This window comes from Streptomyces sp. NBC_01264, assembly GCF_026340675.1.
GTDB lineage: Bacteria > Actinomycetota > Actinomycetes > Streptomycetales > Streptomycetaceae > Streptomyces.
Genome location: NZ_JAPEOX010000001.1, coordinates 2916561 through 2928953 on the forward strand (window position 1 = coordinate 2916561; position 12393 = coordinate 2928953).

13 protein-coding genes and 1 pseudogene are annotated in these 12393 nt (G+C 72.8%); 3 read left to right on the forward strand and 11 right to left on the reverse strand.

What is annotated here, in order from left to right:
• Together OG435_RS13345 and OG435_RS13350 are read left to right on the forward strand one after the other, a co-directional pair.
• Nucleotides 1-1212: a CaiB/BaiF CoA transferase family protein gene (locus OG435_RS13345; RefSeq protein WP_266877038.1), complete on the forward strand. Its 1212-nt coding sequence runs from the start codon at nucleotides 1-3 to the stop codon at nucleotides 1210-1212.
• Nucleotides 1209-2051 (forward strand): HpcH/HpaI aldolase/citrate lyase family protein, encoded by an 843-nt coding sequence (locus tag OG435_RS13350; protein ID WP_266877039.1) that lies wholly within the window; start codon nucleotides 1209-1211, stop codon nucleotides 2049-2051. Before OG435_RS13345 ends, OG435_RS13350 begins: the two co-directional genes overlap by 4 nt.
• A gap of 73 nt (nucleotides 2052-2124) precedes the next feature.
• Here the strand turns inward: OG435_RS13350 and lgt are convergent, their stop codons facing one another.
• The 11 genes and pseudogenes from lgt to hisI form a co-directional block, all read right to left on the reverse strand.
• Nucleotides 2125-3120, reverse strand: coding sequence for a prolipoprotein diacylglyceryl transferase (gene lgt / locus OG435_RS13355; RefSeq protein ID WP_266877040.1), 996 nt, complete (start codon nucleotides 3118-3120; stop codon nucleotides 2125-2127).
• Nucleotides 3121-3450: 330 nt separating this feature from the next.
• A pseudogene (locus OG435_RS13360) lies at nucleotides 3451-4236 on the reverse strand (DsbA family protein); the annotation flags it as partial.
• A gap of 140 nt (nucleotides 4237-4376) precedes the next feature.
• Nucleotides 4377-5189, reverse strand: coding sequence for a tryptophan synthase subunit alpha (gene trpA, locus OG435_RS13365; protein ID WP_266877042.1), 813 nt, complete (start codon nucleotides 5187-5189; stop codon nucleotides 4377-4379).
• Nucleotides 5186-6451 (reverse strand): tryptophan synthase subunit beta, encoded by a 1266-nt coding sequence (gene trpB / locus OG435_RS13370; RefSeq protein WP_266877043.1) that lies wholly within the window; start codon nucleotides 6449-6451, stop codon nucleotides 5186-5188. Before trpB ends, trpA begins: the two co-directional genes overlap by 4 nt.
• A gap of 196 nt (nucleotides 6452-6647) precedes the next feature.
• Nucleotides 6648-6857, reverse strand: a complete 210-nt coding sequence (gene trpM / locus OG435_RS13375; protein WP_266877044.1) for a tryptophan biosynthesis modulator TrpM — start codon at nucleotides 6855-6857, stop codon at nucleotides 6648-6650.
• An 8-nt stretch (nucleotides 6858-6865) separates the two neighbouring features.
• Nucleotides 6866-7675, reverse strand: coding sequence for an indole-3-glycerol phosphate synthase TrpC (gene trpC, locus OG435_RS13380; RefSeq protein ID WP_250743801.1), 810 nt, complete (start codon nucleotides 7673-7675; stop codon nucleotides 6866-6868).
• A 162-nt stretch (nucleotides 7676-7837) separates the two neighbouring features.
• Nucleotides 7838-8308, reverse strand: coding sequence for a DUF2752 domain-containing protein (locus OG435_RS13385; RefSeq protein ID WP_266877045.1), 471 nt, complete (start codon nucleotides 8306-8308; stop codon nucleotides 7838-7840).
• A gap of 71 nt (nucleotides 8309-8379) precedes the next feature.
• A complete protein-coding gene (locus tag OG435_RS13390) occupies nucleotides 8380-8631 on the reverse strand; it encodes an HGxxPAAW family protein (RefSeq protein WP_266877046.1) in 252 nt (83 codons plus the stop codon).
• A gap of 215 nt (nucleotides 8632-8846) precedes the next feature.
• Entirely contained in the window at nucleotides 8847-9521 is a 675-nt protein-coding gene (locus tag OG435_RS13395; protein WP_266877047.1) for a TIGR02234 family membrane protein, read from the reverse strand.
• 14 nt (nucleotides 9522-9535) lie between these two features.
• Entirely contained in the window at nucleotides 9536-11026 is a 1491-nt protein-coding gene (locus OG435_RS13400; RefSeq protein WP_266877048.1) for an anthranilate synthase component I, read from the reverse strand.
• Between the two features lie 31 nt (nucleotides 11027-11057).
• On the reverse strand, nucleotides 11058-11438 hold the full coding sequence (gene hisI, locus OG435_RS13405) for a phosphoribosyl-AMP cyclohydrolase (RefSeq protein WP_266877049.1): 381 nt from the start codon (nucleotides 11436-11438) through the stop codon (nucleotides 11058-11060).
• A gap of 92 nt (nucleotides 11439-11530) precedes the next feature.
• On the opposite strand from hisI, the gene OG435_RS13410 reads away from it, so the two are divergent.
• A complete protein-coding gene (locus OG435_RS13410) occupies nucleotides 11531-12163 on the forward strand; it encodes a TIGR03085 family metal-binding protein (protein ID WP_266877050.1) in 633 nt (210 codons plus the stop codon).
• Nucleotides 12164-12393: the final 230 nt, after the last annotated feature.

A 12393-nucleotide genomic window follows, 5' to 3' on the forward strand; every position in this document is an offset into this window, starting at 1 on the left:
GTGAGTACCGACGCCCCGTCCCCCACCGCCCCGCCCCTGCGCGGACTCCGCGTCCTCGACCTCGCCACCCTCTTCGCCGGTCCCCTCGCCGCCACCCTCCTCGGCGACTTCGGCGCCGAGGTCGTCAAGGTCGAGCACCCGACCCGCCCCGACCCCTCGCGCGGCCACGGCCCCGCCAAGGACGGCATCGGCCTCTGGTGGAAGCTGCTCGGCCGCAACAAGCGGACGATGACCCTCGATCTGTCCACCCCCGGCGGCCGGGAGACCCTGCTGCGCCTGGTGGCCACCGCCGACGTGGTGATCGAGAACTTCCGCCCCGGCACCCTGGAGCGCTGGGGTCTGGGCTGGCCCGAACTGTCCGCCGCGAACCCGCGGCTGATCCTGACCCGCGTGACGGCCTTCGGCCAGGAGGGCCCGTACGCCCACCGCCCCGGCTTCGGCACCCTCGCGGAGGCGATGAGCGGGTTCGCCGCGATCACGGGCGAGCCCGAGGGGCCGCCCACCCTCCCGCCCTTCGGGCTCGCGGACTCGATCGCCGCGCTGACCACCGCGTACGCCGTGATGGCGGCGCTCGCCGGGCGCGACCGCACCGGGCACGGGCAGGTGGTGGACCTGGCGATCATCGAGCCGATCCTGACCGTCCTCGGGCCGCACCCGCTCTGGTACGACCAGCTCGGCTACGTCCAGCCGCGCACCGGCAACCGTTCCACCAACAACGCGCCCCGCAACACCTACCGCAGCCTGGACGGCCGCTGGCTGGCGGTCTCCACCTCCGCCCAGTCCATCGCCGAGCGCGTGATGCGGCTCGTGGGGCGGCCGGAGCTGATCTCCGAGCCGTGGTTCGCGTCGGGTTCCGGCCGGGCCGGTCACGCGGACGTGCTCGACGAGGCGGTCGGCGGGTGGATCGCCCGCCACAAGGCGGACGAGGTGACGGCCGCCTTCGAGGAGGCCGAGGCCGCCGTCGCGCTGGTCTACGACGTACGGGACGTCATGGCCGATCCGCAGTACGCGGCCCTGGACACGATCACCGAGGTCGAGGACCCGGAGCTGGGCCCGATCCGCATGCAGAACGTCCTCTTCCGGCTCTCGGACACCCCGGGCTCCATCCGCTGGGCGGGCCGCCCGCACGGCGCGGACACCGATGCCGTACTCGCCGAGATCGGCCTCTCCCCGGCCGAGATCACCGCTCTCCGCACGGAAGGGGCCCTGTGATCCTGACCTGGCTCTACGTCCCCGGCGACCGCCCGGAGGTGGTCTCCAAGGCCCTGCACGCCGGGGCCGACGCCGTGATCGTGGACCTGGAGGACGCGGTGTCGGCCTCCCGCAAGGAGTACGCCCGCCACGCCACCGCCGAGCTGCTCTCCGCCCACCACCCGGTCCCGGTCCACGTACGCGTCAACGCGCTGGACTCCCCCTGGGGCGGCGCCGACCTCAGCGCGCTGGGCGGGCTCCACGGCCTGGCCGGGCTGCGCCTGCCCAAGATCTCCTCGCCGGAGCAGATCGCCGCCTCCGCGGACCGCACCGCCGGGGTGGCCCTGTACGCCCTGCTGGAGTCGGCGATCGGCGTGGAACGGGCCTACGAGATCGCCCGCGCGCACCCCGCCCTGCGCGGGCTGTCCCTGGGCGAGGCCGACCTGCGGGCCGACCTGGGCGTCACCTCGGAGTCGGGCCTGGACTGGCCGCGTTCCCGGGTGGTGGTCGCGGCCCGCGCGGCCGGGCTGGCGCCGCCGGCCCAGTCGGTGTTCCCCGACATCCGGAACCTGGAGGCGCTGGCGGCCTCCTGCGCCAGGGGCCGCGCCCTCGGCTTCCTGGGCCGCGCGGCGATCCATCCGCGCCAGCTCCCGGTGATCGAGCGGGCCTACCTGCCCGGCCCGGCCGAGGTCAGTGCCGCCGAGGAGATCGTGGCGGCGGCCCGCCGCACCCCGGGCGCGGTGGCCCTCCCCGACGGCCGCTTCGTCGACCCGGCGATGCTGGCGGGCGCGGAACGGGTCGTGGCCCTGTCCCGCCGGAACGCGACCGCCCCTTGCCGGGAGGCCCCCGAACCCTCCTGAGCCCCCGCCGCACGAAAACGGGAGGGGCGCCGCGCGGATGCGCGGTGCCCCTCCCGTGCGACCGGCCCTCCGGTCAGAGCTTCTTGGCCCCGGGGACCTCGGCCTCGGCGTCAGCCGTGACCCCGTCCTCGGCCTCTGTGTCCTCAGGCTCGGGCTCGGCGTCCGCCTTGTTCCCGTCCTTGGCCTTGGCCTCGTCGCCCTCGGCCTTGCCGTCCCCGGCCGGGGTGTCCCCGTCCTTGGCGCCGGCCACGGCGTCAGCGTCGGGCTCGACGACCTCTTCGCGGCCCGGCCGCAGCTTCGCCGACAGCACCAGGTAGACCACGGCGAGCACGAAGACGACGATCGAGGTCCAGACGTTGAGTCGCAGGCCGAGGATGTGGTGGGCCTCGTCGACCCGCATGTACTCGATCCAGCCGCGCCCCACGCAGTACGCGGCGACGTACAGCGCGAACGCCCGCCCGTGTCCGAGCTTGAAGCGGCGGTCGGCCCAGATCACCAGCAGGGCGACACCGACGCACCAGAGGGACTCGTAGAGGAAGGTCGGGTGGTAGGTCCCGGCGACCCGGTTCGGGCCGTCGCTGATCTCCACCGCCCACGGCAGATCGGTGGCGCGGCCGTACAGCTCCTGGTTGAACCAGTTGCCCCAGCGTCCGCAGGCCTGGGCCAGCGCGATGCCGGGGGCCAGGGCGTCGGCCCAGGCCGGCAGCGGGATGCCCCGTCGGCGACAGCCGATCCAGGCACCGACCGCGCCCAGCGCGATGGCGCCCCAGATGCCGAGGCCGCCCTCCCAGATCTTGAAGGCGTCGACCCAGTCGCGGCCCTCGCCGAAGTAGAGCTGGTAGTCGGTGATCACGTGGTAGAGGCGACCGCCGACCAGGCCGAACGGCACCGCCCACACGGCGATGTCCGCGACCGTGCCCGGCTTACCGCCGCGCGCGACCCAGCGCTTGTTGCCGAGCCAGACGGCGACGAAGACGCCGATGATGATGCAGAACGCGTAGCCGCGCAGCGGGATCGGCCCGAGATGGAGCACGCCCGTCGACGGACTGGGAATGAAGGCAAGGTTCATGGCAAGAGCCGACGCTACCTTGCCGGACGGTGGTGACCGCAACCCGTCCGGCAAGCTGCTGCCGAATCGAGACGGCCGTCAGTGCCCCATGGGCATCCCGTCGTGGTCCGGGGAGGCGTCGGCGGAGCCCGGACCGCCCGTGGCCGGCCGTCCCGCCGAGCGCTCCGACGCGGAGGCCGAGGGCGCGCCCGAGCGGGCCTTCGCGGAGCCCGAAGCGGTCGGCGACGGCGACCCGGAGCCGGACTTGGACTTGGCGGACGAGCCGGATGCCGACGGGGACGGGGACGGGGACAGGGACGGGGACGGGGATCCCTTCACTCCGCCCGGGCCGCCCTTCCCGGCCGCCTCCACCTTCTCCTTCAGCTTCTGCGGGGTCAGCGGGTTGGCCTGGTCCGCGAAGATGTCCGTGCCGTCGAGCAGCACGGTCGGAGTGCCGCGGAAGTTGCCCGCGCCGAAGGCGTCCTGCGACTTGTTCACCCAGCTGTCGTGCGTGCCGTCCTCGACGCAGGTGCGGAACGCCGGGGTGTCCAGTCCGTCGACCTTCCCGGCCAGTTCCAGCAGCTTGGCGTTATTGCCGTAGGCGTCGTTGGTCTCCTCGGGCTGGTTCTCGAAGAGCACGTCGTGGTACGGGGCGAACTTCCCGGCGTCCTGCGCGCAGGCCGCGGCGTTGGCGCTCTTGAGGGAGCCGCTGCCGCCCATGTTCCCGTCGATCAGGGTGACGATGTGGTACTCGACCTTGAGGAGGCCCTTTGCCTCCAGCTCGTGGATCGTGTCCCGGTAGTTGGTCTCGAAGGCCTTGCAGGCCGGGCAGCGGAAGTCCTCCCACACGGTCAGCGTGGAGGGGGCCTCGTTCTTGCCGGTCGGGATGGCGAGCGCGTCTTTGCCCGTGGCCCCGGCCGGGGCCACCAGAGGGCCTCCCTTGGCGGAGGATCCGCCCTTGCCGGTGTTCGCCGCGATCAGGCCGACGACGGCCGCCAGTCCGAGTACGCCGACCACCGCCGCCGACACGACGAGGGTCCGCCGTCGCTTGTCCCTCGCCTTCTGTTTCTCGCGCTCCACCTGGAGTCGCTCGCGGGCCGATCGTTTCGTCGCATCGCGGTTCGCACCGTCGTTCATGTCGCTCACGTTCGGCCAAACGAAGCAGGGAGGCACTCTCGTGCCTCCCTGCCCCTACTTCCACCCGATCGGGCTACAGAACCCGCTCAGGGGTCCGCCTGCGCGATCGAACGCGCCGCCCGTCGGCTCCAGCGTACGCCTCAGCTCCGGCGCACGCCCGCGGCGAGCTCGCCCGCCAGTGCCTCGACGGCGGCCAGCCCGGCGGGCAGGTCCGGCGCGTCGAGCAGCAGCTTCACGAAGGCCGAGCCGACGATGACGCCGTCGGCGAAGCCCGCGACCTCCTTGGCCTGGGCGGCGTTGGAGACGCCCAGTCCCACGCAGACCGGCAGGTCGCTGGTGGCGCGGGTGCGGCGGACCAGGTCGGCCGCCTGGTTGCCGACCGACTCGCGGGTGCCGGTGACACCCATGAGGGACGCGGCGTAGACGAAGCCGGAACCGGCCGCCGTGATGGTGGCGAGGCGCTCGTCCTTGCTGCTGGGAGCCACGACGAAGACGGTCGCCAGACCGTGCTTCTCCGCGTGCTCGCGCCACAGCGCGGACTCCTGGACCGGCAGGTCGGGCAGGATGCAGCCCGCGCCGCCGGCCTCGGCGAGCTCCGCGGTGAACCGCTCGACGCCGTAGCGGTCGATGGGGTTCCAGTACGTCATGACGAGGATCGGGGCGCCCGTGGCCTCGTACGCCTCGCGGACGGTCCGCAGGGTGTCCGCGATCTTGACGCCGCCGCGCAGGGCGATGTCGTCGGCGGTCTGGATGATGGCGCCGTCCAGGACCGGGTCGCTGTGCGGGAGGCCGATCTCGACCACGTCCGCGCCGCCGGCGATGACGGCCTTGACGGCCTCGATGGCCCCGTCGACGGTCGGGAAGCCGGCCGGGAGGTAGGCGACGAGGGCCGCGCGGTCCTCGGACTTCGCCTTCGCGAGGGTCGCCGACAGGAGTTCGATGGTGCCGCTCACTTGGTCTCCCCCTCGGTGCTGCCGGTGGTCTCGGCGTCGTACAGGTCGAAGTACCGGGCGGCGGTGTCCATGTCCTTGTCGCCGCGGCCGGACAGGTTGACGACGAGCAGCCCGTCCTTGCCGAGCTCCTTGCCGAGGTCCAGCGCGCCCGCGAGGGCGTGCGCCGACTCGATGGCCGGGATGATGCCCTCGGTGCGCGAGAGCAGCCGCAGGGCCTGCATCGCCTGGTCGTCGGTGACCGCGCGGTACTCGGCGCGGCCCGCGTCCTTGAGGTACGAGTGCTCCGGGCCGATGCCCGGGTAGTCCAGACCGGCCGAGATGGAGTAGGGCTCGGTGATCTGGCCCTCCTCGTCCTGCAGGACGTAGGAGCGCGATCCGTGCAGGATGCCGGGCTCGCCCGCGGTCAGTGTCGCCGCGTGCTCGCCGGTCTCCACGCCGTGCCCGGCGGGCTCGAAGCCGACCAGGCGGACGTCGGCGTCCGGGATGAAGGCGTGGAACAGGCCGATCGCGTTGGATCCGCCGCCCACGCACGCCGCGACCGCGTCGGGCAGGCGTCCGGCGCGCTCCAGGATCTGGCGGCGGGCCTCGACACCGATGACGCGGTGGAAGTCGCGGACCATCGCCGGGAAGGGGTGCGGGCCCGCGACCGTGCCGAAGAGGTAGTGGGTGCGGTCCACGTTGGCGACCCAGTCGCGGAACGCCTCGTTGATGGCGTCCTTCAGCGTCCGGGAGCCGGACTTGACCGCGATGACCTCGGCGCCGAGGATCCGCATCCGCGCCACGTTCAGGGCCTGGCGCTGAGTGTCGATCTCACCCATGTAGATCGTGCACTCGAGACCGAACAGGGCGCAGGCGGTGGCGGTGGCCACGCCGTGCTGGCCGGCGCCGGTCTCGGCGATGACGCGGGTCTTGCCCATGCGCTTGGTGAGCAGCGCCTGGCCCAGCACGTTGTTGATCTTGTGCGAGCCGGTGTGGTTCAGGTCCTCGCGCTTGAGGAAGATCCGGGCCCCGCCGGCGTGCTCGGCGAACCGCGGCACCTCGGTCAGGGAGCTGGGGCGGCCGGTGTAGTTGACCATCAGGTCGTTGAGCTCGGCCGCGAAGGCCGGGTCGCCCTTGGCCTTCTCGTACTCGACGGCGACCTCGTCCACGGCGGCGGCGAGCGCCTCCGGGATGAACTTGCCGCCGAAGTCACCGAAGTAGCCCTCGGCGTTGGGGATGTGACCCTCGGGGTCCGGGATGAAGAAACTGCTGGCGCTGGACATGCCCAGGTACTCCTACGGATGCGACGCGGATGTCTTCACCGTATTGCGCCGTCCGCCCGCGACGCGCACACCCCGCTGGGGCATGGGCGTACGACGGTACGGAGCGGCCCGCCCCGGAGCCGACGGCTCGGGGGACGGACCGTAAGGGGGCGCCGACCGACGTGGGTGTACGACGTACACCGTCCGGCGGGCCTCGTTACGACGCGACGGGGGGTCGCCATCGCATGCCGTTGACCTGACCGGGCTCGGAGCCGATCACGTACCGGACCCGCCGCCCGCGCACGCGCCGGGCCGGGGCGCGGCAGCCGCGAGGGCGGCAGCCGCGCGCCAGGGGCGCGTGCGCCGTCGGCACACCGGCCAGGCCGGAGCCCGGTCGGGTGCGGACGGAGGGGCGGTTTCGGGCCATGGTGCGGGTCAGCTCCGCCCGTGGCGCAGGGCGGGGTGGGCGCCGGCGGCGACGAGGTCGGCCACGGCCGCCTTCGGGTCGCGGCCGGTCACCAGGGACTCCCCGACGAGGACGGCGTCCGCGCCCTCGTTCGCATAGGCGATCAGGTCGTGCGGCCCGCGGATGCCGGACTCGGCAACCTTCACGATGTGGGCCGGGATCTCTCCGACGATCCGCTCGAAGGTGGAGCGGTCGACCTTGAGGTCCTTCAGGTTGCGGGCGTTGACACCGATGATCTTGGCGCCCGCCGCGACCGCACGCTCGATCTCCTCCTCGTCGTGGACCTCGACGAGCGGGGTGAGACCGATGGACTCGGCCCGCTCGATGAGGGAGACGAGGGCCTCCTGCTCCAGGGCCGCGACGATCAGCAGCACGAGGTCGGCGCCGTAGGCGCGGGCCTCCCACAGCTGGTACGCCGTGACGATGAAGTCCTTGCGCAGGATCGGGATGTCCACGCGGGCGCGGACGGCCTCCAGGTCGGCCAGCGAGCCACCGAAACGACGCTGCTCGGTGAGGACGGAAATGACCGCCGCACCGCCCGCTTCGTAGTCGGCGGCGAGCCCGGCCGGATCGGCGATGGCGGCCAGCGCGCCCTTGGAGGGGCTGGAACGCTTGACCTCGCAGATCACCTTGACGCTGTCGCCGCGCAGGGCAGCGACGCCGTCCTTGGCCTGGGGCGCCTTGGCGGCACGCTCCTTGAGCTCGTCGAGGCTGACGCGCGCCTGCCGTTCGGCAAGGTCTTCGCGGACCCCTTCGATGATCTCGTCGAGCACACTCACGCGAGCGGCCCCCTTCCGGGTCGATGACGGTCGGCCGCCTTGCAGACACGTACAACTGCAAGGTCAGCAGTTCAAATGGTATCCGCAGGACGCCTTGCCCTCCGCACGCGGTTGACGGCGTCCCATTAAATGGACATCCGGAATCTTTACTTCAGCTATACCTCAGGGCGCCAGGAAAGAGCCCGCGGGCAGGTTCCGGACAACGGAGAAGAGCAGGGCCGCCGCACCGATCCCCCACGCGTACAACGGCCGTACGACGAGCCTCGGGGCCGGTACCCCGCGATAGGCCCGAACCAGCCACAGGAGCATGAAACCGGCGAAGAGGAAGTAGCCCGCGACCGCCAGGGCATTTGCCCCGATAGCCGTGACGAGATCGCCGTGGGCGAACGCGTGGGCGCTGCGCAGCCCGCCGCAGCCGGGGCACAGGACCCCGGTCAGCCGGAACAGCGGGCAGACCGGATAGTGGCCCGGCTCGTTCGGATCCACGGTCCCCACATAGGCGAGGGCCGCCGCGGCCGCCGCCAGCGTGAGCGCCGGACGCACCAGCCGGCCCGCCCGGGAGACGGGCGTGGGAGGCGGTGCGAGGTCGGTCGTTCCGGAGGAGGCGTCCACCCGCTGATTCTCTCCGCTCATGACAAAAGGCGCAGCCCGACAGGGCCGCGCCTTTCGAAAACCTGCGTACCCGCTACCGCCCGGTCGGCCCGTCAGACCTTCGCGGCGACGCGGTTCGCGGCGATGACCTCGGCGAGGTCGTTGTGCGCGGCCTTCGGCGCGCCCATGCCCGCGGCCTTCATCGCCATGCCCACGACACCGCCGATGACGACGACGACGAGGCCCGCGTAGAAGCCCAGCGGGTTCGCCAGCACCATGAAGGCACCGGAGATGCAGAAACCGATGAAGGCGATGATGACACCGGTCCAGGCGGCCGGGGTGTGTCCGTGGCTAGTGCCCGCCATGAGTTGCTCCTCGTACTCGGGTGTGCTCTGTCGCACGCCGCACGTGCTGTGTCGAACGGTGCTGTGGTCAACGCTCGGTGGTCATTGTCCCGCACCGGGCCGCGACCTCGTTCACGGGGTCGGGTCCGGGTCCACGCGTCGGGTCCGGGGGTTCCCGCGTCGGGTCCGGAGGTTCCCGCGTCGGGTCCGGAGGTTCCCGCGTCGCGGATGCGGGTTCAGCGGGCCGGGTCCTGGCCGGTGGGGTCCTCGCCCCGGTCCAGAGCCTTCCACAGGTCCTCCGGCCGGTCCGGGTCCACCACGGCCGCCTTGCGCGGTCGCGGGCTGCCGTCACGCTCGTGGCGGCCGCCCATCGTGGGCCAGGCGCTCCCGAAGCGCAGCGCGAGGAGTCCCGCCAGCAGGATCAGCGCCCCGCCGGCGGCCGTCACGTAGGGCCAGGCCGTCTGGGTCAGGCCGGCCACATGGGCCGCGGCGTCGGCCGTCGTACGGGCCGCCTCCGCGTCCAGCGCGCCGCGGCCGTCCGCGCCGGCCAGCGCGGCCACCGTCGCGCCCAGGCCACTCAGCGCGAGCAGCCCCGATACCAGCAGCCGGCTCCGGCCGCGTACGGCGAAGACGGCGACCAGGGCGGCGAGCCCCACGATGGCCAGGGCCGCGGGCAGGCCGGTGACGGCCCGCCCGTCGGCGGTCACCGGCAGCGAGCCGCCGCCGACGGCGGCGACGCCCCGGGCCCAGACGCGGCCGGAGGCGAGCAGGACGACGGTGGCGCCGAGCGCGCCGAACAGCAGGGCGACGGCCACGCTGCGGCGGCCGCCTCGGCCCGAGGGGGCCTCGGGCTCGGCGGTGGCATCGGCGTGTTCGGTTCGGGGCGGGGGTACGGCACTCACGTACCCCACTATCCCCTACGGGCTCAGGAGCCGTGGAGGCGGTTCGCCGCTGCCACCGCGCGGAGCACCGCCGCGGCCTTGTTGCGGCACTCGGCATCCTCCAGCTCGGGCACCGAGTCGGCGACGACCCCGGCGCCGGCCTGCACGTACGCCTTCCCGTCGCGCAGCAGCGCGGTGCGGATGGCGATGGCGGTGTCGGAGTCCCCGGCGAAGTCGAGGTAGCCGACGCAGCCGCCGTAGAGCCCGCGGCGGGTGGGCTCCAGCTCCTCGATGATCTGCATGGCGCGCGGCTTGGGCGCGCCGGACAGGGTGCCGGCCGGGAAGCAGGCCGTGAGCACGTCGAAGGCGGTCTTCCCCTCGGCGACGCGCCCGGTGACGGTGGAGACGATGTGCATGACGTGCGAGTACCGCTCGATGCTCATGAAGTCGACGACCTCCACCGAGCCCGGCTCGCAGACCCGGCCGAGGTCGTTGCGGCCGAGGTCGACGAGCATGAGGTGCTCGGCGCGCTCCTTGGGGTCGGCGAGCAGCTCGTCGGCGAGCTCGTTGTCCAGCTGCGGGGTGGCGCCGCGGTGCCGGGTGCCGGCGATGGGGTGGACCATGGCCCGCCCGTCCTCGACCTTGACCAGCGCCTCGGGGCTGGACCCGACGACGTCGAAGCCGTTCTCGAAGCGGAAGAGGTACATGTACGGGGAGGGGTTGGTGGCCCGCAGGACCCGGTACACGTCCAGGGCGGAGGCCGTGCACGGGGTCTCGAACCGCTGCGAGGGCACCACCTGGAAGGCCTCGCCGGCCCGGATCCGCTCCTTCACGTCCTCCACGGCGGCCTGGTACTTCTCGCCGCCCCACAGGACCGAGTACTCCGGCAGTTCGGAGGCGGGCAGCGGCATCGGAGCGTACGGGGCGGGCCGCGCGAGGTCGGCCTCCATGGCGTCGAGGCGGGCCACCGCGTCCGCGTACGCCTCGTCCACGCCCGCGGCGAGGTCGTTGTGGTTGATGGCGTTGGCGATGAGCTGGACGGTGCCGTCCCAGTGGTCCAGTACCGCCAGGTCGGAGGTGAGCAGCATCGTCAGCTCGGGCAGCCGCAGGTCGTCCTCGGTGTGCTCACCGATGCGCTCCAGGCGCCGCACGATGTCGTAGCCGAGGTAGCCGACCATGCCGCCGGTGAAGGGCGGCATGCCGGAGGCGAGGTCCCGGGGGGTGTGCAGGGCCTCCACGGTCTGCCGCAGGGCCTCCAGGGGGTCGCCCGAGACCGGGACGCCGACGGGCGGGGTGCCGATCCAGTGGGCCTGGCCGTCCTTGACCGTGAGGGTGGAGGCGCTGCGGACGCCGACGAAGGAGTAGCGCGACCAGGAGCGGCCGTTCTCGGCGGACTCCAGGAGGAACGTCCCGGGGCGTTCGGCGGCCAGCTTGCGGTAGAGCCCGACGGGCGTGTCACCGTCCGCCAGCAGCTTGCGGCTGACGGGGATGACGCGGCGGTCGGCCGCGAGCTTGCGGAACGTCTCAAGATCCATGGCGTGGGACCTTACTTGTGATCGGCTTCGGCTATTCGGCTTCGGCGGTGGGGCCGGGGGGACCGGCCAGGGGGAGCACATCGGCATCGAAACACGTCCGGGCACCGGTGTGGCAGGCCGCGCCGACCTGGTCCACCCGGACGAGCAAGGTGTCGGCGTCGCAGTCGAGCGCGACGGACTTCACGTGCTGGAAGTGACCGGAGGTGTCGCCTTTCACCCAGTACTCCTGACGGCTGCGCGACCAGTACGTGCACCGGCCGGTGGTCAGGGTGCGGTGCAGGGCCTCGTCATCCATCCAGCCGAGCATGAGCACCTCACCGGTGTCGTACTGCTGGGCGATGGCCGGGACCAGACTGTCCGCGGAGCGCTTGAGGCGGGCGGCGATGGCGGGATCGAGGGAGGACGTACTCATGGGGCCATTGTGCCGGGCCGGGGGGACGATCAAGGATCACTGTCCGCCTGATGGGCAGCCACGGGGCGGGTTCCAGCCGTAGGCTGGCCCGTATGTCTACCCATGCGAAGCGTGAACGACTGCTGCTGGCCGACCTGTTGGAATCCGCCGGCCCGGAGGCGCCGACGCTGTGCGAAGGCTGGCGGACGCGGGAGCTCGCCGCGCACGTGGTGGTCCGGGAGCGTCGCCCGGACGCGGCGGGCGGACTGCTGCTGAACGTCCTGAAGGCCCGCCTCGACAGGGCGATGGAGGAGTACGGGGCCAAGCCGTACGAGGAGCTCATCCAGCTGATCCGCACGGGCCCGCCGAAGCTGTCCCCCTACTCGCTGAAGCAGATCGACGAGCTGGCGAACGCGGTGGAGTTCTACGTCCACTCCGAGGACGTCCGCCGCGCCCAGCCGGACTGGTCCCCGCGTCCCCTGGACCCGGTCTTCTCCGACTCCCTCTGGTCCCGCCTGGAGAAGCTGTCCCGCCTGACGGGCCGCCGCTCCCCGGTGGGCCTGGTCCTGCGCCGCCCGAACGGCCAGACGGCGGTGGCGCACAAGGGCGCGCCGGTGGTGACGGTCACGGGCGAGCCGGGCGAGCTCACGCTCTTCTGCTTCGGCCGCCAGGACGCCGCCGCGGTGGAATTGGACGGCCCGAAGGAGGCCATCGCGCAGCTCACGGTGGCCCGCCTGGGCATGTGAGCCCTGCCCCCTCTTTGACGCGCCCCTCGCACCGCTGCGCGGGCACCTCCTTGACGCGCCGCTCGCTCCCCGCTGCGCGGGCTTCGTGGCGCTGCGCCGAACTCCGTCCGGCGGTGGCGGGTCGGCGCTTGCGCCACGGCCGTCCCGGCGTGGGGCCGGTGGGCGGGTGCGGCTGGGTCGGCCCTGCGGGGCTGGGTCCCCTACCCACCCTTCGCCCGTTCCCCGGGCTG

Excerpts from the sequence above, each read along its gene's own strand:
- OG435_RS13410 (WP_266877050.1), top strand. The coding sequence starts at position 11,531 with ATGTCTACCCATGCGAAGCGTGAACGACTGCTGCTGGCCGACCTGTTG.
- OG435_RS13390 (WP_266877046.1), bottom strand. The coding sequence starts at position 8,631 with ATGGCGGGCACTAGCCACGGACACACCCCGGCCGCCTGGACCGGTGTC.
- hisI (WP_266877049.1), bottom strand. The coding sequence starts at position 11,438 with ATGAGTACGTCCTCCCTCGATCCCGCCATCGCCGCCCGCCTCAAGCGC.
- OG435_RS13400 (WP_266877048.1), bottom strand. The coding sequence starts at position 11,026 with ATGGATCTTGAGACGTTCCGCAAGCTCGCGGCCGACCGCCGCGTCATC.
- lgt (WP_266877040.1), bottom strand. The coding sequence starts at position 3,120 with ATGAACCTTGCCTTCATTCCCAGTCCGTCGACGGGCGTGCTCCATCTC.
- trpB (WP_266877043.1), bottom strand. The coding sequence starts at position 6,451 with ATGTCCAGCGCCAGCAGTTTCTTCATCCCGGACCCCGAGGGTCACATC.
- OG435_RS13385 (WP_266877045.1), bottom strand. The coding sequence starts at position 8,308 with ATGAGCGGAGAGAATCAGCGGGTGGACGCCTCCTCCGGAACGACCGAC.
- trpM (WP_266877044.1), bottom strand. The coding sequence starts at position 6,857 with ATGGCCCGAAACCGCCCCTCCGTCCGCACCCGACCGGGCTCCGGCCTG.